This window comes from Chromobacterium haemolyticum, assembly GCF_002081825.1.
Classification (GTDB): Bacteria; Pseudomonadota; Gammaproteobacteria; order Burkholderiales; family Chromobacteriaceae; genus Chromobacterium; species Chromobacterium fluminis.
In genome coordinates, this window is record NZ_MUKU01000004.1 from 100,875 (window position 1) to 117,510 (window position 16,636).

General features: G+C 64.0%; 21 protein-coding genes. 1 reads left to right on the plus strand and 20 read right to left on the minus strand.

Translation table 11 applies throughout. The annotated features are described in order from the left end of the window. The first annotated feature begins 6 nt into the window (after nt 1-6). Complete coding sequence (locus B0T39_RS03880; protein ID WP_081544893.1) at nt 7-801, plus strand: TatD family hydrolase; 795 nt, start codon at nt 7-9, stop codon at nt 799-801. A 157-nt stretch (nt 802-958) separates the two neighbouring features. Here B0T39_RS03880 and B0T39_RS03885 read toward each other — a convergent pair whose 3' ends face one another. The 20 genes from B0T39_RS03885 to B0T39_RS03980 all read right to left on the minus strand — a co-directional run bounded on the left by B0T39_RS03885 (nt 959) and on the right by B0T39_RS03980 (nt 16,613). Next, nucleotides 959-2,581: a methyl-accepting chemotaxis protein gene (locus B0T39_RS03885; RefSeq protein WP_176219477.1), complete on the minus strand. Its 1,623-nt coding sequence runs from the start codon at nt 2,579-2,581 to the stop codon at nt 959-961. A 209-nt stretch (nt 2,582-2,790) separates the two neighbouring features. Then, nucleotides 2,791-3,144 carry a DUF2069 domain-containing protein gene (locus tag B0T39_RS03890; protein WP_081544895.1) on the minus strand — a complete coding sequence of 118 codons (354 nt, stop codon included), beginning with the start codon at nt 3,142-3,144 and terminating at the stop codon, nt 2,791-2,793. Next, on the minus strand, nt 3,141-3,881 hold the full coding sequence (gene tatC, locus B0T39_RS03895; protein WP_081544896.1) for a twin-arginine translocase subunit TatC: 741 nt from the start codon (nt 3,879-3,881) through the stop codon (nt 3,141-3,143). Before tatC ends, B0T39_RS03890 begins: the two co-directional genes overlap by 4 nt. A gap of 72 nt (nt 3,882-3,953) precedes the next feature. Continuing rightward, complete coding sequence (tatB, locus tag B0T39_RS03900) at nt 3,954-4,433, minus strand: Sec-independent protein translocase protein TatB (RefSeq protein ID WP_081544897.1); 480 nt, start codon at nt 4,431-4,433, stop codon at nt 3,954-3,956. Nucleotides 4,434-4,447: 14 nt separating this feature from the next. Further along, entirely contained in the window at nt 4,448-4,657 is a 210-nt protein-coding gene (gene tatA, locus B0T39_RS03905; protein WP_081544898.1) for a Sec-independent protein translocase subunit TatA, read from the minus strand. 71 nt (nt 4,658-4,728) lie between these two features. After that, nucleotides 4,729-5,055 (minus strand): histidine triad nucleotide-binding protein, encoded by a 327-nt coding sequence (locus tag B0T39_RS03910; protein ID WP_081544899.1) that lies wholly within the window; start codon nt 5,053-5,055, stop codon nt 4,729-4,731. 22 nt (nt 5,056-5,077) lie between these two features. Then, entirely contained in the window at nt 5,078-5,404 is a 327-nt protein-coding gene (locus tag B0T39_RS03915) for a phosphoribosyl-ATP diphosphatase (protein WP_043589545.1), read from the minus strand. 124 nt (nt 5,405-5,528) lie between these two features. Further along, the gene (hisI, locus tag B0T39_RS03920; RefSeq protein ID WP_081544900.1) at nt 5,529-5,921 is read right to left on the minus strand and encodes a phosphoribosyl-AMP cyclohydrolase; all 393 of its coding nucleotides are present in this window, start codon (nt 5,919-5,921) and stop codon (nt 5,529-5,531) included. A gap of 118 nt (nt 5,922-6,039) precedes the next feature. Further along, nucleotides 6,040-6,804, minus strand: coding sequence for an imidazole glycerol phosphate synthase subunit HisF (hisF, locus tag B0T39_RS03925; protein WP_081544901.1), 765 nt, complete (start codon nt 6,802-6,804; stop codon nt 6,040-6,042). A 168-nt stretch (nt 6,805-6,972) separates the two neighbouring features. After that, a complete protein-coding gene (hisA, locus tag B0T39_RS03930) occupies nt 6,973-7,713 on the minus strand; it encodes a 1-(5-phosphoribosyl)-5-[(5-phosphoribosylamino)methylideneamino]imidazole-4-carboxamide isomerase (protein ID WP_081544902.1) in 741 nt (246 codons plus the stop codon). 20 nt (nt 7,714-7,733) lie between these two features. Next, on the minus strand, nt 7,734-8,375 hold the full coding sequence (hisH, locus tag B0T39_RS03935) for an imidazole glycerol phosphate synthase subunit HisH (RefSeq protein WP_081544985.1): 642 nt from the start codon (nt 8,373-8,375) through the stop codon (nt 7,734-7,736). A gap of 83 nt (nt 8,376-8,458) precedes the next feature. After that, nucleotides 8,459-9,052: an imidazoleglycerol-phosphate dehydratase HisB gene (gene hisB / locus B0T39_RS03940; protein WP_081544903.1), complete on the minus strand. Its 594-nt coding sequence runs from the start codon at nt 9,050-9,052 to the stop codon at nt 8,459-8,461. A 3-nt stretch (nt 9,053-9,055) separates the two neighbouring features. Next, nucleotides 9,056-10,126, minus strand: a complete 1,071-nt coding sequence (gene hisC / locus B0T39_RS03945; protein ID WP_081544904.1) for a histidinol-phosphate transaminase — start codon at nt 10,124-10,126, stop codon at nt 9,056-9,058. A gap of 99 nt (nt 10,127-10,225) precedes the next feature. Continuing rightward, the gene (locus B0T39_RS03950; protein WP_081544905.1) at nt 10,226-11,215 is read right to left on the minus strand and encodes an ABC transporter substrate-binding protein; all 990 of its coding nucleotides are present in this window, start codon (nt 11,213-11,215) and stop codon (nt 10,226-10,228) included. 57 nt (nt 11,216-11,272) lie between these two features. After that, nucleotides 11,273-12,565: a histidinol dehydrogenase gene (gene hisD, locus B0T39_RS03955; RefSeq protein WP_081544906.1), complete on the minus strand. Its 1,293-nt coding sequence runs from the start codon at nt 12,563-12,565 to the stop codon at nt 11,273-11,275. A 10-nt stretch (nt 12,566-12,575) separates the two neighbouring features. Then, the gene (hisG, locus tag B0T39_RS03960; protein ID WP_043589540.1) at nt 12,576-13,217 is read right to left on the minus strand and encodes an ATP phosphoribosyltransferase; all 642 of its coding nucleotides are present in this window, start codon (nt 13,215-13,217) and stop codon (nt 12,576-12,578) included. Between the two features lie 53 nt (nt 13,218-13,270). Then, entirely contained in the window at nt 13,271-13,987 is a 717-nt protein-coding gene (locus B0T39_RS03965; RefSeq protein ID WP_240937193.1) for a flagellar brake protein, read from the minus strand. 93 nt (nt 13,988-14,080) lie between these two features. Next, entirely contained in the window at nt 14,081-14,668 is a 588-nt protein-coding gene (locus B0T39_RS03970; protein ID WP_081544908.1) for an SCO family protein, read from the minus strand. Further along, on the minus strand, nt 14,668-15,567 hold the full coding sequence (locus B0T39_RS03975) for a heme o synthase (RefSeq protein WP_081544909.1): 900 nt from the start codon (nt 15,565-15,567) through the stop codon (nt 14,668-14,670). Before B0T39_RS03975 ends, B0T39_RS03970 begins: the two co-directional genes overlap by 1 nt. Nucleotides 15,568-15,593: 26 nt before the next feature. After that, nucleotides 15,594-16,613, minus strand: a complete 1,020-nt coding sequence (locus B0T39_RS03980; RefSeq protein ID WP_081544910.1) for a COX15/CtaA family protein — start codon at nt 16,611-16,613, stop codon at nt 15,594-15,596. Nucleotides 16,614-16,636: the final 23 nt, after the last annotated feature.

Genomic DNA, 16,636 nt, shown 5'->3' on the forward strand with positions numbered 1-16,636 from the left:
TCCGCCATGCACCGTTTCCTCTCCCCGCCCTCGTCCGACGCGCTGATCGACACCCACTGCCATCTGGACGCGCCGGAGCTGGCTCCAATGCTGTCCGCCGTGCTGGAACGCGCGCGCGCCGCCAATGTCGGCCAGATCCTGGTGCCGGCGGTACGCGCGGACACCTTCGACGCGGCCGCCGCCCTACGCCGCGATCATGGCTGCTGGATAGGCTTCGGCCTGCACCCCATCTATCTGGAGCGGCATCTGGACGAGCACCTGGGAGAGCTGGAACGCGCGCTGCGCGAACAGCGACCGGAAGCGGTGGGGGAGATCGGTCTGGATTTCTATCTGCCGGAATTGGACCCGGCGCGGCAGGAGGCCTTGTTCGTCGAACAGCTGAAGCTGGCGCGCAAATACGCGCTGCCCGTGGTGCTGCATGTACGCCGCTCGGTGGACCGCGTGCTCAAGCATCTGCGCGAGCAGCGCATCGAGCTGGGCATCGCCCACGCTTTCAACGGCAGCCCGCAACAGGCGGAAGCGATGCTGCGCCAGGGCATGAAGCTGGGCTTCGGCGGCGCGATGACTTACTCCGGCTCGCAGCGCATTCGCCGGCTGGCGGCCACCCTGCCGCTGTCGGGCCTGGTGCTGGAAACCGACGCGCCGGACATCCGCCCCGAGTTCGCCCAGGGTCAGCCCAACGAGCCGGCCAATCTGGCCGCCTTCAGCGCCTTGCTGGCCGAACTGCGCGGCCTGCCGGAGCCAGAGCTGCGCCAGGCCTTGCGCCGCAACAGTCTGGACGCACTGGGCATCGCCGGCTGACATGCCCCCGTTCTCAGCACCTGTTTACGATCTCGCGAGCAAGGGCGAGGCAAGGCGTTGCGGCTGAAAAAGCGGAGTGTACATACGGTACATGAGCATTTTGAAGACGCACTCACCGTGTAACGCTCCACGACGCGCAGCAGATCGTAACAGGTTCTCAGGTACGAAAGCGCCTGAGATTGGAGTCCAGATCCACCGACAACTGCTGCAGCTCCTGCGATAGCTGGCTGGCCTGGCCGGAGGCCTTGGCGGTGCTCTCGTTCATCTGCGCCATCTGCTCCACATTGCCCGCCACCAGCTGGCTGGCGTGGCTTTGCTCCTTGATCGCGTTGGCGATGTCGGTGATGCGTTCCACCGAGTGCTGGGACAGCTGATGGATTTCACGCAGCGACTCGGCCACGCTGGAGGTGCTGCTGACGCCGCTCTCAATGCGGGCATTTGCCTGCTGCATGCTCTGGTAAGCGCGCTGGGTATCGGTCTGCACCCCTTCGATATGGGTGGAAATCTCGGTGGTGGCCTGGCTGGTGCGTTCAGCCAGCTTGCGCACTTCATCGGCCACCACGGCGAAGCCGCGGCCCATCTCGCCGGCTCGCGCCGCCTCGATCGCCGCGTTCAGCGCCAAGAGATTGGTCTGTTCGGCGATGTCGCGGATCACCCGCACAATGTCGCCGATATCGCTGGAGCGCTGATTGAGCTGCCCCATCACCGTGGAGGTTTCGGTAATGCCGCTGGCGATCAGCTGGATCTCGCTAGCGGCTTTTTCCGCCAAGCCGTTGCCGCGATCCGCCTGCGCCATGGTCTGGCGCGCCTGGCCTTCGACATCGCGGGTGTTGTCCGCCACCAGATTGATGCTGACCGACATCTGCTCGATCGCCGCCGCGCCGCTGGCGGCGGACTCCGCCTGATTGGCCGCGGCGCCGGACACCTGGGAACTGACGTCCGCCATCTGACCCGAGGCGCTGGCCAATTGGGTGGCGTGGCCCTGGGCCTCCTGTACCAAGCGGCGCACGGTGCCGACCAAGGAAGCGAGCGATTCGCCGACGCTGCCCAACTCATTGCGGCCGAAGTCCGGCAGCTCCAGATTCAGATCGCAGGTTTGGGCCAACTGCTGCGCGGAATCCCGCATCTGCAGCAAGGGCACGCGGATGGAACGGATGATGTACCAGGACACCACCAGGCTCGCCAGCAGGCCGATCGCCACCGTGGCCAGCAACTGGCTACGCACCGCGTCCGCGGAAGCGTCGATCTGACTGCGCAGCCGCGCCACCGCGTCGGAACCGCCCTTGGCCAGCTTGGCCGAGACTTCTTCCATCTGGTGGATGCTACTCTTGTATTGGCCAAACGCTTTGTTGGCGTCGCTGGTGCCGGCAAGCTCCTGCTTGTCCACCTTGGCCCCCACTGTCTTGAAACCATCCGCGTAACTGTTGAGCAGTCCGTCCAGCGCCGTCAGTTGCTGAGTGGCGTCGCCGTTCAGCGGGTGAGTGCCGGCGTTCTTGATCGCCGCATGCGCGCCCTCCAGCGTTTTGCTCCATTTCTCGCTGTACTCGGCGCGCTTGGACGCGTCGCCCATATTAATGAAATAGTCTTTCTCAAAACGCCGCAGATTGCCCATATGCTGCTGCAACTCCACCACGTCGCGGTAAAAGGCCAGCTCATGAGTGCTCACATCCTCCACCCGGCTGGAAATGCTGCCCAGCCCCATGAAGGCCAGCAGGCTGGTCACCGCCAGCGCCACCAACAACAAGGCGAAACCCAGCGTAATCCGGGCCGCAATCGACATATTCCGCATTTACACACTCCCCAACAAAACTATATTTTTTGGATTTCCGCCGATCAAGTCCGCGGTTTCGCCGCGATTGTAAACCAAGCCGTTTGCGGTTTTACCCGCATGACCCCGGCAAGTTTCACAGTCCGCGCCTCGCATGAGCGGCGAGCGCAAAAAAAGCCGTCAGCATGAGCTGACGGCTTCCTTTTCGCTTCGCGCGGGGTCTACTGCGGCTGACGCGACAACTTGAAGGTTCTGGCAAAGCCCAATACACAGACGAAGAATAGTCCGCTTAAGAAGATTTCGCCCCATGCAAGTTGCTGCGACAGGCCGCGATCGGCCCAACCGCGCATTACGCCCTCGGTGAAATAAGCCAGGATGAACATGCAGGCCCATTGATAGGTGTACAGGCGCTGACCCAGGATGCCGCGCAGCGGCAGCAGCAACACCGCCGCCTTGAGCGCCAGCAGCGAGCCGCCCGGGCGCAACGGCGCCAGCCACAGCTCCCAGGCCAGGCACAACAGGATCAGCGCGATCAGCGACGCCGACGCGCCGTAATGCCAGGCGTTTCGATTCATGAACCATCCTCCAGCAAAGGACGCTCTTTCTTGCGGCCCAGGAACACCGCCATCAGAATGCCCGCTTCGTACAATAGCCACAGCGGCACCGCCAGCAGGGTTTGCGACAACACGTCCGGCGGCGTGACGACGGCGGCCACCACGAAGGCGCCGACGATCACGTAAGGCCGGCCCTGGCGCAGTTTTTCCACCGACACCACGCCCATGCGCACCAGCAGAATCACCACCACCGGCACCTCGAAGGTGACGCCGAAGGCCATGAACATGCCCAGCACGAAGGACAGGTATTTGTCGATGTCGGTCATCATGCTGACCCCGACCGGCGTCACCGCCGACATGAAGCCGAACACCACGGGGAAGACCAGGAAGTAAGCGAAAGCCATGCCGGTGAGGAAGAGCAGCAGGCTGGCCACCACCAGGGGCAGCACCAGCCGCTTTTCGTGATGGTAGAGCCCGGGCGCGACAAAAGCCCAAATCTGGTACAGGGTATTGGGCAGCGAGATCAGGAAGGCCACCAACATGGTCACCTTGACCGGAACGAAGAACGGCGCGGTGACATCGGTGGCAATCATGTTAGCCCCCGCCGGCAGCGCGTCCAGCAATGGTTTGGCCAACAGGTGGTAGATATCCCCGGACCAATGGAACAGGCCGAGAAACACCAGCGCGACGCCGAGCAGCGCCCGCACCAGGCGGGTGCGCAACTCAAGCAGATGCGCGAGCAAGGGTTGTTCATTCATGCGCGGGATTTCCAATGGATTCAGGAACAGCCGAAGCGGGAGCCAGCCCCGCCCGGCCGGGTGCGGCCGGCCTCAACGTAGCGATGGCGTATCCGCCGGCTGGAGCGCCGGCGCCGCCGGCGGCAAGTCGTCGAATAGTTCCAGCTGGTTCTCGTCCTTGACCGGCGCCGCCTCGGCCTGCGCCGCAGCCTCGATCGGAAGAGAATCCAGCAGATCCGGCTGCAAGCCGCCGTGGATGACGTTGGCCGCCTCCTCCACCGGCGCGCGCAGTTCGGCGCCGTTCTGCTCCATCGCCTCGCGCACGCCCCTAACTTCGGAATCGAGCTGGCCTTTGAACGACTGCGCGGCATCCTCGATGTCCTGCCGCAATTCGCTCAGGCCAGTCAAGTTGGCCTGCTGCTGGATATCGGCCTTCACCGTAGCCACAAAGCGCTGGGCGCGACCCACCAACGCGCCCAGGGTGCGCGCCACCGTGGGCAGGCGCTCCGGCCCCAGCACAACCAGGGCCACCACGCCGATCAACAGGATTTCGCCAAAGCTGATTTCAAACACGCTTGGACCGCGCCTTATTTCTTGTCGGCGTCGCCGTCAATGATACGGCCGGTTTCGGCCGGCTTATCCTTGGCGGCCTTGTCGCCCTCGCTGTTCATGCCTTCCTTGAAACCTTTGACCGCGCCGCCCAGATCCTCGCCGATATTGCGCAGTTTCTTGGTGCCGAACACCAGCACCACGATCAGCAATACCACCAACCAGTGCCAGATGCTGAAAGAACCCATGATTCACTTCCTTATCAAATCGAATTAATCCGCGGAGACCGCCCGGCCGCCGCTCCAGCTCTATCGGCCAATCAGTTACTCTTATGGCCGAACACATGCACATGCAGATGGAACACTTCCTGCCCGCCGCCGCGGCCGGTATTGATGCCGGTCTTGAAACCGCCCTCCAGGCCCTGCTCGCGCGCCAATTTGGGCGCCAGGGTCAGCATCTTGCCCAGCACCGCCTCGTGCTCCGCGCCGCAATGGGCCAGCGAATCCACGTGTTGCTTGGGAATCAGCATGAAATGCACGGGAGCGATTGGACGAATGTCGTGGAAGGCCAGCACATCGTCGTCTTCGTAGATTTTATTGGCCGGAATCTGCCCGGCCACGATTTTGCAGAAGATGCAATCTGTCATTATTGTCGGCTCTCGCTAAATCTTAAGGGGTGGGAGCGCGGGAGGCCTTTTCATCCAGGCCGGAAATACCCTCGCGCCGCTTCAACTCCATCAGCACGTCCTCGGGCCGCAGGCCATGATAGGTCAGCAACACCATGCTGTGGAACCACAGATCGGCCACTTCGCGCACCAGGTGCAGCTTGTCTTTGTCCTTGGAGGCCATCAGCGTCTCCGCCGCCTCCTCCGCCACTTTTTTCAAAATGGCGTCCTCGCCCTTATGAAACAGGGACGCCACATAGGAAGACTGGGAGCTGGCTTCGCGCCGCGCTTCCAACGTGTCCGCGATGGTTTTCAGCACATCCTGGCTCATGTCGCTATTCCTTTACGCCGCAACCCCGGCAAGTATATGTCGTTCCGATGGCAAAACGATAACAATCGGCTTGCCGGCTGCCATTCTAACGGCCAGCCGCCGCGCGGCGTTGACCGCGCGCAAGTCAGGCCTTGCCGTAGATCGCATCCGGGTCCTTCAAGACCGCGTCCACCACTTCCCAATCTTGCCGCGCCGGATCAAAGCGGCGGTAGAAGCAGCTCTCGCGGCCGGTATGGCAGGCGATGCCGCCGGCCTGCTCGATCTGCATCACCACCACGTCGCCGTCGCAATCCAGTCGCAACTCCTTGACGTTTTGCAGATGACCGGAATCCTCGCCCTTCTTCCACAGCTTGCCGCGCGATCGGCTCCAGTAATGGGCTATGCCGGTTTCGGCGGTCAGGGCCAGGCTGTCGCGGTTCATCCACGCCACCATCAGCACCCGGCCGCTGGCGGCGTCCTGGGCGATGGCGGCGACCAGGCCCTTGTCGTCCCATTTGACTTCATCCAACCAATTCATGGCTCACCTTTATAACGCCGCGCGCCTTGGCTATGAGTAGCGGCGCGGCAAATGATTCAGCCCGGCGTCCGCTTCGCCTCAAATTAAGACGTCGGCAAGAATGTCGATCGGAAGGCGCTCACAGCCGCACTTCGATGCCGGCGTCCCGCATTGCCTGCTTGGCCTCCGCCACCGTGTGCTCGCCAAAATGGAAAATACTGGCGGCCAACACCGCGTCGGCCTTGCCCAGTTTGACCCCGTCCACCAAGTGCTGCAGCGTGCCCACGCCGCCGGAGGCGATCACCGGGATGTCCACCGCCTCCGATACCGCGCGCGTCAGCTCCAGATTAAAGCCTATCTTGGTGCCGTCGCGATCCATGCTGGTCAGCAGGATTTCACCCGCCCCTAGTTGCTGCATCTGACACGCCCACGCCACCGCGTCGATGCCGGTACGCGTGCGGCCGCCATGGGTGAACACCTCCCAGCGGTCGTTCTCCGGCGTCACCGCCTTGGCGTCCACCGCCACCACCACGCACTGACTGCCGAAACGGTCGGCCGCCTCGCTGACCAACTGCGGGCGGGTTACCGCCGCGGTGTTGATGCTGACCTTGTCCGCGCCGGCGCTGAGCAGACGGCGGATGTCCGCCACCTCCCTCACGCCGCCGCCCACGGTCAAGGGAATGAACACCTGCTCCGCCACCGATTCGATCACGTGCAGAATGATATCGCGCTGGTCCGAGCTGGCGGTGATGTCCAGAAAGGTCAGTTCGTCCGCGCCCTGTTCGTTGTAACGGCGGGCGATTTCCACCGGATCGCCGGCGTCGCGCAGGCCCAGGAAGTTGACGCCTTTGACAACGCGGCCTGCGGTCACGTCCAGGCAGGGGATGATGCGTTTAGCAAGCATATGAGGTCCGGCAAACAGCCAACCGGCCCGGACAATGCGTACGGGCCGGCATGGCTTGATGAGTCGAGAAACAGGTTATCGGAATCTGCTCATAGTCTGCTGCGCTTCAGCGATACGGCGTTGAAAACGTCTGGCCTCGCTCTTGCTCGCGAAACTTTGAACAGGCTCTCAGTCCGACAATTCGTCGGCCAGCGTCTGCGCGGCGGCGAAATCGATGCCGCCTTCGTAGATCGCGCGGCCGGTGATCGCGCCTTCGACGCCCTCGTCCGCCACCGCGCACAAGGCGCGGATGTCGTCGAGATTGCTCAGGCCGCCGGAAGCGATGACCGGGATGGTCAGCGCCTGCGCCAGCTTGACGGTGGCGTCGATATTGACGCCGTTCATCATGCCGTCGCGGCCGATGTCGGTGTAGATCACAGAATTGACGCCGTAATCCTGGAAGCGCTTGGCCAGATCGATCACCTTGTGGTTGGTGATCTTGGCCCAGCCGTCTATCGCCACCATGCCGTCCTTGGCGTCCAGGCCGACGATGACCTGGCCGGGGAAGGCGTCGCAGGCATCGTGCAGGAAGCCGGGGGTCTTGACCGCGGCTGTGCCTATGATCACGTAGGACAAGCCCATGTCCAGATACTTCTCTATGGTGTCCAGGTCGCGGATGCCTCCGCCCAACTGCACCGGCAATTCATCGCCGACCTCGCCCAGAATGTCGCGGATCACCGCCAGGTTCTTGGGCTTGCCGGCGAAGGCGCCGTTGAGGTCGACCAGATGCAGGCGGCGAGCGCCCTGATCGCGCCAATGGGCGGCGACTTGCACGGGGTCGTCGGAGAAAACGGTGGCGTCGTCCATCACGCCCTGTTTCAGGCGTACGCATTGACCGTCTTTCAGGTCTATCGCGGGTATGAGCAGCATGGTGCTAAATCAAACGTGAGTTAAACACTGCCATCCCAGGCCAGGAAGTTCTTCATCATCTGAAGACCGGCCCGGTGGCTCTTTTCGGTGTGGAACTGGCTTGCGAAAATGTTCCCACGACCGACAATACAGGAAAACCGTTCGGGATATTCACTTTCCGCCAGCGTCAGGGCCGCATCGGCCGGCGCAAAGTGGTAACTATGCACAAAATAGAAACGCTCGCCGTCGGCGATGCCGGCGAACAAGGGATGGACCGTTTTCTGGAACACCTGGTTCCATCCCATATGCGGCACTTTCAAACGCTCGCCCTCGGCGTCGCGCAGCCCGGCGGCAAAGCGCGCCACCTTGCCGGGAAACAGGCCCAGGCCTTGGGTCGGCCCCTCCTCGCTTTCCTCGAACAATAGCTGCGCGCCGACGCAGATGCCAAAAAACGGCTTGCTCTTGGTGCTTTCCCTTATCGCATCGGCCAAACCGTGTTGATTCAGTTCCCGCATGCAGTCCGGCATCGCGCCCTGCCCGGGAAAGATCACTTTGTCAGCCCTGAGCACGGCCTCCGGCTCGCTGGAGAGAAAGATGTCCGCGCCGATGTCGTTGACCGCCTGCGCCGACTTGAGCACCGAATGCAGATTGCCCATGCCGTAATCCACTACTGCAACTTTAATCGCCATCCTACAAGCTCGCTTCGGGGTGTGGCGGCGCTCCGGCCAAATGCGGCCGGAACCCTGAAAAAAACGGCGCGCCCGACTTATGCGGTCAGCGTGCCCTTGGTGGACGGCGTCTGCCCGGCCATGCGCTCGTCCGTCTCACAGGCCATGCGCAGCGCGCGGCCAAAGGCCTTGAAGATGGTCTCGGCCTGGTGATGGCTGTTGACGCCGCGCAGATTGTCTATGTGCAGCGTGACCATGCTGTGGTTGACGAAGCCATGAAAGAATTCGGAAAACAGGTCGACGTCGAACTGGCCGATGCTGGCGCGGGTGTAATCGACGTTGTACACCAAGCCCGGTCGGCCGGACAGATCGATCACCACCCGGCTCAGCGCCTCGTCCAAGGGCACGTAGGCGTGACCGTAGCGGCGAATGCCCTTTTTGTCGCCTATCGCCTTGGCGAAAGCCTGGCCCAGAGTGATGCCGATGTCTTCCACCGTGTGGTGGGCGTCGATGTGCAGATCGCCGTGGGCGACCACGTCCAGATCGATCAAGCCGTGGCGGGCGATCTGGTCCATCATGTGGTCGAGAAAGGGCACGCCGGTTTCAAAGCGGCCAGCCCCGGCGCCGTCCAGATTCAGGCTGACGGTGATCTGGGTTTCCAGGGTATTGCGGGTAACGGTTGCGGTTCTCATGACTCAGGCGAAGTAAGCGTCCAGGGCCGCCAACATGGCGTCGTTCTCCTGCGGCGCGCCCACGGTCAGCCGCAGGCATCGCTCCAGCAGCGGATGGCTGCCGTGCAGTTGTTTGATCAGGATGCCGCTGGCCTTGAAATGCTGGTACAAGGCCGGCGCGTCCGGCACCCGGATGGTGATGAAATTGGCTTCCGACGGAAAGGCTTCGACGGCGGCGTGGCGCGCCAGCCCGGCCGCCAGCCGGCCGCGCTCCTCGCACAGCTCCGCGGCCTGGCGGTTAAACACCTCGATATGGCGCAGCGAGAAGCGTGCGGCGGCCTGGGTCAGCACATTGATGTTGTAGGGAGGGCGCACCTTGTCCAGCTCGCAGATCCAGGCGGCGGGGCCGGCGGCGTAGCCCAGGCGGATGCCGGCCAGGCCCAGCTTGGACAGCGTGCGCATCACGATCAGATTGTCGCGCAGGCCGGCCAGGTTCATGAAGCTGTCGCTGGCGAAAGCCTGGTAAGCTTCGTCCACCACCACCAGGCCGGGCGCGGCCTCGCAGATCGCTTCCACCTCGGCGCGGGCGAAGCGCGGGCCGGTCGGGTTGTTGGGGTAGGACACGAACACCACCGCCGGCTGATGCTCGGCGATGGCCGCCAGCGTCGCCGGCAGGTCCAGGCTGAAATCGGAACGCAGCGGCACGCCTACGTAGTCGAGGCCGGAGAACAGCGCGTTCATCTTGTACATCACGAACGAGGGCTCCAGCGCCAGCAACTTGGCGCCGGGACGGGCCAACGTCTGCGCCACCAGGGTGATCAGCTCGTCGGAACCGTTGCCCAGCAACACATCGGCCGGCTCGGGTATCGAAAACGCCTGCTTCAGCTGGGCTTTCAGGGTGCCGCCGGACGGGTCCGGATAACGGTTGACGGCGACGTCGGCCAGCGTCCGCGCCAGTTCTTGGCGCAACTCGGCCGGCAGCGGCCACGGATTTTCCATGGCGTCCAGTTTGATGTAGCCGTCGGCGGAGGCTACCGGGTAGGCGCTGATGGCGGCGATCTCATCGCGCACCAGTTGTCGGACGGACTTTTTCATGACTTCGCAATCGGCCTCGCGGCCAACAAGAGCCCCGCGGACGGAGCCGTGTTATCGGAAACAGCGAAAAGCTATAGTAGCGTGTTCATTCGCTTTCAGCTACTCGACCCAGTTGGCCCGTTCCCGCAGCCGCACCGGCAGCTCGACGCGGTCGCGCGCCAGCCCTTCGCGGCTGAAAACATAACGGCCTTCCGACGGCGTCACCGGAAACAAACTGGCCACCGACTGGCCTTGGAACAGCACCTGTTCGGCCAACTTGGCCGCCTCTCGGCCCTGCTCGTAGCCGGACAGCACCAAGCCGCCCGCCGCCTTGTCCTTGCCCACGGCGAAGTCCCAAAACGCAAACAGCGGCAGCTTGGCGTGGGCGGCGGTCCAACGCAGCGCTTCATCGCCGGGCACTACCTTGCCTCCGGCGTCGCGCAGAGTGAAGTAGAGGCCCACCCAGATCGCCTGGTAGCGGCCGGCTGCGCTCAGCACTCGCCGCTGCCACTCGGCGTAGGAGCCGGTCAAGACCAGGTCGACGTGGATATTGGCCAACAACATGGTGTCGCGGCCAACGAAGGTCTCGTCGCGAATGATGCGCGAGGTCAGATCGTCGTCGAACAGCACCAGAGCATTGCGCAAGCCTTTGACGGTTTTGCCCAATTCGAAGACGCTGCGCAGGATCAAGGGCCGCTCCAGCACGCCGCTGACGCCCGTCGCCGCGCCCGGGAAGTAATTGCGCGGATTGTTGTTGATGCCTAGATAGATCACCGGCACGCCTTGCTGAGCCAGTTTGCTGCCCACTCTCTGTAACGCGGCGTCGTCGCCGACGATGACAAGGTCCGGCTTTATTTTAGCCGCCATGGCCAGCGCCTCGTCGGCGCGCGCCTGATGCTGGGCCCGCGGCAGGCGCTTGGTGTCCATCGCGTAGTAGCTCAATTGCGCGCGCTTGCCCAAGCGCTCCTGCAGTGCGCGGCGATAATCCTGATCCCAGGGGTAGTCGCTGTGATAGCTCTCCACCACCAGCACCCGCGGCTGCGCCCAAGCCGCCGCGGACAAGAAAAAGGCCAGACAGAGTCCGGCCATGATGCGTAGCAGCCCAGCCATCGCCTTCTCCGGTTACTTATCCAGATTAAGCGATGACGCGGCGTTTTGCTCTAAACGCTATGCGTCCAAGCGCAGTTCCGCGGCGCGCGCATGCGCGCTCAGGCCTTCGCCGTGAGCCAGCAGGCTGGCGACCTGGCCCAGCGTCCGCGCGCCGGCCTGGGACACCCGGATCAGACTGCTACGCTTCTGGAAATCGTACACGCCCAGCGGGCTGGCGAAACGCGCGGTGCGGCTGGTAGGCAACACGTGATTGGGGCCGGCGCAATAATCGCCCAGGCTTTCCGAGGTGAAGCGGCCCATGAAGATGGCGCCAGCGTGGCGAATCCGCGGCAACAACTCGTCCGGATTGGCCACCGACAGCTCCAGATGCTCGGGCGCGATGTAGTTGGCGATCTCGCAGGCTTGCGCCAAGTCGCTGACCTGAATCAGCGCGCCGCGGTTGCCCAGACTGGCCTCAATAATGGCGCGGCGCGACATCTGCGGCAGCAGCCTGGCGACGCTGGCCTTGACCTGGGCGATGTATTCCGCCGACGGGCACAGCAGGATGGCCTGGGCGATTTCATCGTGCTCGGCCTGGCTGAACAAGTCCATCGCCACCCAATCCGGCGGGGTGTCGCCGTCACAGATCACCAGAATCTCGGACGGGCCGGCCACCATGTCGATGCCCACCACGCCGAATACCCGGCGCTTGGCCGCGGCGACGTAAGCGTTGCCCGGGCCGGTGATCTTGTCGACCTGAGGCACGGTTTCGGTGCCGTAGGCCAGCGCGGCCACCGCCTGCGCGCCGCCACAGGTGAACACCTTGTCGACGCCGGCGATATAGGCTGCCGCCAACACCAGATCGTTGCGCTCGCCGTCCGGCGTCGGCACCACCATGATGATCTCGCCCACGCCAGCCACCTTGGCCGGCAGCGCGTTCATCAGCACCGAACTGGGATAGGCGGCCTTGCCGCCCGGCACGTAGATGCCGACGCGGTCCAGCGGCGTCACTTGCTGCCCCAACAGGGTGCCGTCTTCGTCCTGGTAGCTCCAGGAATGCGCCAGCTGCTTCTCGTGGTAGCGGCGCACTCGCTCCGCGGCGGTGCTCAGCGCATGGCGCACCGGGTCGCCCAGCCGGTGGAAGGCGGCTTCCAGTTGCTCGCGCGACAGCGTCAGATCGGCCATGGAGACGGCGCGCATGCGGTCGAAACGGTTGGTGTATTCGATCACCGCGGCGTCGCCGCGCGCTTTGACGTCGTCGCAGATGGCGGCGACGGCAGCGTCGACGGCAGGGTCTTGCGCGGTTTCAAAGGCCAGCAGCGCCTGCAGGCGCTCGGTGAAATCGGCTTGGGAAGAAGACAGTTTCAGCATGGGGCAAACCTCAGGCCGGCACGGCGCCGGCGAATGCGTCCAGCACAGGCTGGATCACGTCGTGTTTGAGCTTGAGCGCGGCCTGGTTGACCACCAGCCGCGAACTGATGTCGACGATGTGCTCGACCGCGATCAGGTTGTTGGCGCGCAGCGTGCCGCCGGTGGACACCAGATCGACGATGGCGTCGGCCAAACCAACCAGCGGCGCCAGCTCCATCGAGCCGTAGAGCTTGATGATGTCCACGTGCACGCCTTTGCGGGCGAAGTGCTCGCGCGCGATCTGCGGATATTTGGTGGCAATCTTCAGCCGCGCCCCGCGACGCACCGCGGCCTCGTAATCGAAGCCGTTTTGCACCGCCACCATCATATTGCACTTGGCGATATTGAGATCCAGCGGCTGGTACAGGCCGGCGCCGCCGTGCTCGATCAGCACGTCGCGGCCGGCGATGCCCAGATCGGCGGCGCCGTACTGGACATAGGTCGGCACGTCGGACGCGCGCACGATCACCAGCCTCACGCCAGGATGGTTGGTGCCGATGATCAGTTTGCGCGAGGCTTCAGGGTCCTCCGCCGGCAAAATCCCGGCGGCGGCCAGCAAAGGCAGAGTTTCTTCAAAGATGCGCCCTTTGGACAGGGCAATAGTCAGCTTCATGATGTCTTGCGGCAAGGATGACGAAATCGAAGTTAAGGCGGAGCGGAGCGGACTCAGCCAACCAGAGCGCGGCGTTCGCGCTCCAGCAGGCCGACATAGCGCTGGATCAACGTCTCCATCGCCGGCGTCAGCCCCAGATAGGAGCAGCCTATGCGTACGGCTTCGTTGCCGTTGCGCAATTTAGCGGCCAGCCGGTGGCGAACTTCCAAGCCGATATGCAGCGCGCCCAGCGGTTTCAGATCCAGCGTGCAGCGCTGGTATTGCTGGCCGATGTCGAAGCCGGGCGTTCCCGGCTGCGGCAACCACATGCTGACGCCGCCCAGGCTGACGTCGAACAAGGCCAGATCGACGGGCTTGTGCGGATAATCGGCCACATGGCACATCACCGGGCTGGCCGCCGGGGTCTGGATGCGGAAGAACTCGCGGCGCTGCAGCTTGATCACCTGCTCGGGCAAGTCGGCCTGGAAGGCCGGCTGGCCCTCCCAATCGACGCGCCGCACCTGGCCGGTGACGAACTGGGTCTTGACGCCCTCCGGCGAGCAGACGAAGACATTGCGCTCGCTGGCCAGCAAATGCTCATTGGTCTCCGGGTCCGCGCCCCAGTCGAACACCAGCGTGCCCGCCTTATGGTCCACTTCCAGGAAGCGGGTCAGGATGAAGGTTTTACCCTTGTTGGAAAACACCGTCACCATATGGCCGTTCTTGGCGATGCCGGCCAGATGATGGGCGATCTCCACCGACGTGGACAGCGTGTATTTGGCGAGATCCAACGATGGCTGCGAGCCGGATGTTGCGCCAGCGTTATGGTCGTTGCTCACTTTGATCCGACTTTCATGTCTGCGTCAGTTTCCGATACGCCAAGTTTAGCGTAACAACTGGTCAATATCATGAGCCAAGCTCGCCGACGGCGTGCCGTAGGCCTCAAACACACGCAAACGGCCCTGTTTATCCAACAGATAGGAGCCGGCGCTGTGGTCCACGCTATAGCCACCGCCCGGCTGGCTCACCCGTTGGGCGACGATTTTGTACTGATTCTTTATCTGTTCGACCTCGCCGGCCGTGCCGGTCAGGCCGACGAAGCCGCGGTTGAAGTGCGGCACGTACCCGGCCAGCACCTGCGGCGTGTCGCGCTCCGGATCGATGCTGACGAACAGCACTTGCACCTGTCCGGCCTTATCGCCCAGTTGCTTCACCGCTGCCGCGTATTCCAGCATGGTGGTCGGACAAACATCCGGGCAATGGGTGTAGCCGAAGAACAGCGCCACCACTTTGCCCTGGTATTGAGACAGGCTGCGGCGCTGGCCTTGATGGTCGGTCAACGTGAAATCGCCGCCTATCGACGCTCCGGCGACGTCGGTGCCTTTCAAATCCAGCTTGGGTTCATTCGGCGAGCACGCGGCCAGCCACAGCGGCAGCAACAGCAAGCCGGCGAGTTTTATCAATTTGCGCATCAGGAAACGGGTATCAGCCAGTAGTGGTCTATCAGCAGGGCCGCGAACAACCAGGTCAGATACCAAATCGACCAGGCAAAGGCGCGGCGGGCCAGAGCGTCAGCATACTGGCGATGCAGGCGCACGGCAAGGAAGAGCAAACGCGCGTCCAACGCCAGCGCCGCCAGCAGATAGAGCCAGCCGGCCGCGCCCATCGCCACCGGCAGCAGGGTGATGGCCGACAACAGCGAGGAGTACAGCAAGATGGACAGCGTAGTGAAACGCTGGCCATGAGTCACCGGCAGCATCGGCAGCCCGGCGCGGGCGTAATCGTCTCGGCGATACAAGGCCAACGCCCAGAAATGCGGCGGCGTCCAAGCGTAGATGATCAGGAACAACACTAAGGCGAACGCGTGCACCTCCCCAGTCATCGCCGCCCAGCCCAGCACCGGCGGCATCGCGCCGCTGGCGCCGCCTATCACGATGTTCTGCGGCGTGTTGGGCTTGAGCAGCAAAGTGTAGACGATGGCGTAGCCAACGAAAGTGGCCAGCGTCAGCCAGGCGGTCAAGGCGTTGACCAGGCCGGCCAGCAAGGCCATGCCGATGCCGCCTGCGGTCAGAGCGATGATCAGGGTCTCGCCCGCGCCGGCCTCGCCGCGCGCGGTGGCGCGCCAGGCGGTGCGACGCATATTGGCGTCCACTGTGCGCTCCACCAGGCAATTGATCATCGCCGCCGCGCCGGCCACCAGCGCGATGCCGGCGGTGGCCGGCAACAAACGCGCCGGGTCCGGCCAGCCCGGCCCCGCCAGGAACATGCCGATCACCGCGCAGAACACAATCAGCCCCACTACTCGGGGCTTGGCCAGTTGCATCAAGGCGACCGCGTGCTGGCGCGCCTGTTGAAGCTCCGCTGCGTTCATGTTTTTTCCCCTTCAGGATGCGGCGCTCAAACCCACTCGCGATGATTTTTCGAAAGACTCGGCAAAGACCCGGCCACGGCCCGCGCTTGAGCGGCTCGCGCCGGGCGCACACGCAACGCCAGCAAGCTGGCCGCCAGCAGCAGACCGGCGGCGCCGGCGTTGTGCGACACCGCCGCCGGCAAGGGCAACGCCAGCAGCACATTGGCGACGCCCAAGGCTAGCTGACAGCCCAGCAGCGCCAGCAAACAAGCCAGATGGCCGCGCAGCGCCGGCAGCCGCCAGCCGGCACGCGCCGTCGCCAGGCATAAGACGGTCACCAACGCGGCCCCGAGCCGGTGCAGCCAATGCACCGCCACCAGGTTGCCCACCGCCAGCGGGCTGCCGTCCGGCGCCTCGCCCAATGCCCGGAACAGATGGAAAGCGTGCTCAAAACGCATCTGCGGCCACCATTCGCCATTGCAGGCGGGGAAGCCCTGACAGGCCAGAGCAGCATAGTTGGTGGACACCCATCCGCCCAGCGCCACTTGCAGCGCCACGGCCAGGACCAGGCCGCGCGCCAGCCAGTTCAGCACTGCCGGCGCCTCCACCGGCCGCAGCCGCGGGGACAGCGCCAGCCAGGCCAACAGCAACAGCACCGACATGCCGCCAAGTAGATGCAGGGTGACGATGGCCGGTTTGAGCAGCAAGGTCACCGTCCACATGCCCAACAAGCCCTGCGCCGCCACCACCGCCAGCAACGCGCCGGCCGCGCGGCGATGCCGCCGCGCACGCCAGGCGTGCCAGGCGACGGCGACAATCAACGCGCCAAGCGCGCCGGCCAGATAGCGATGGCTCATTTCCTTCCAGGCTTTGCCCAGACTGACCGGCCCCTCCGGGCTCTGGGCATATTGCCGCTGGATGCTCTCCGCCGCGTGGTGCGGGGATATCTGGCCGTAACAACCCGGCCAATCCGGACAGCCGAGCCCGGCATCGGACAAGCGCACATAGGCGCCGAAAGGCACGACCACGCATGCCAGGATGAATGCCAGCCAGATCAGTCGCCTCATGCTGCGCTCCCCTTGTCGAGCGG

Excerpts from the sequence above, each read along its gene's own strand:
- B0T39_RS03980 (WP_081544910.1), bottom strand. The coding sequence starts at position 16,613 with ATGAGGCGACTGATCTGGCTGGCATTCATCCTGGCATGCGTGGTCGTG.
- B0T39_RS03970 (WP_081544908.1), bottom strand. The coding sequence starts at position 14,668 with ATGCGCAAATTGATAAAACTCGCCGGCTTGCTGTTGCTGCCGCTGTGG.
- hisF (WP_081544901.1), bottom strand. The coding sequence starts at position 6,804 with ATGCTTGCTAAACGCATCATCCCCTGCCTGGACGTGACCGCAGGCCGC.
- B0T39_RS03915 (WP_043589545.1), bottom strand. The coding sequence starts at position 5,404 with ATGAGCCAGGATGTGCTGAAAACCATCGCGGACACGTTGGAAGCGCGG.
- hisI (WP_081544900.1), bottom strand. The coding sequence starts at position 5,921 with ATGAATTGGTTGGATGAAGTCAAATGGGACGACAAGGGCCTGGTCGCC.
- tatC (WP_081544896.1), bottom strand. The coding sequence starts at position 3,881 with ATGAATGAACAACCCTTGCTCGCGCATCTGCTTGAGTTGCGCACCCGC.
- B0T39_RS03950 (WP_081544905.1), bottom strand. The coding sequence starts at position 11,215 with ATGGCTGGGCTGCTACGCATCATGGCCGGACTCTGTCTGGCCTTTTTC.
- hisB (WP_081544903.1), bottom strand. The coding sequence starts at position 9,052 with ATGAGAACCGCAACCGTTACCCGCAATACCCTGGAAACCCAGATCACC.
- B0T39_RS03910 (WP_081544899.1), bottom strand. The coding sequence starts at position 5,055 with ATGACAGATTGCATCTTCTGCAAAATCGTGGCCGGGCAGATTCCGGCC.
- hisG (WP_043589540.1), bottom strand. The coding sequence starts at position 13,217 with ATGAAGCTGACTATTGCCCTGTCCAAAGGGCGCATCTTTGAAGAAACT.
- B0T39_RS03885 (WP_176219477.1), bottom strand. The coding sequence starts at position 2,581 with ATGTCGATTGCGGCCCGGATTACGCTGGGTTTCGCCTTGTTGTTGGTG.
- B0T39_RS03975 (WP_081544909.1), bottom strand. The coding sequence starts at position 15,567 with ATGAACGCAGCGGAGCTTCAACAGGCGCGCCAGCACGCGGTCGCCTTG.
- B0T39_RS03890 (WP_081544895.1), bottom strand. The coding sequence starts at position 3,144 with ATGAATCGAAACGCCTGGCATTACGGCGCGTCGGCGTCGCTGATCGCG.
- hisD (WP_081544906.1), bottom strand. The coding sequence starts at position 12,565 with ATGCTGAAACTGTCTTCTTCCCAAGCCGATTTCACCGAGCGCCTGCAG.
- B0T39_RS03880 (WP_081544893.1), top strand. The coding sequence starts at position 7 with ATGCACCGTTTCCTCTCCCCGCCCTCGTCCGACGCGCTGATCGACACC.
- hisC (WP_081544904.1), bottom strand. The coding sequence starts at position 10,126 with ATGAAAAAGTCCGTCCGACAACTGGTGCGCGATGAGATCGCCGCCATC.
- tatA (WP_081544898.1), bottom strand. The coding sequence starts at position 4,657 with ATGGGTTCTTTCAGCATCTGGCACTGGTTGGTGGTATTGCTGATCGTG.
- hisA (WP_081544902.1), bottom strand. The coding sequence starts at position 7,713 with ATGCTGCTCATACCCGCGATAGACCTGAAAGACGGTCAATGCGTACGC.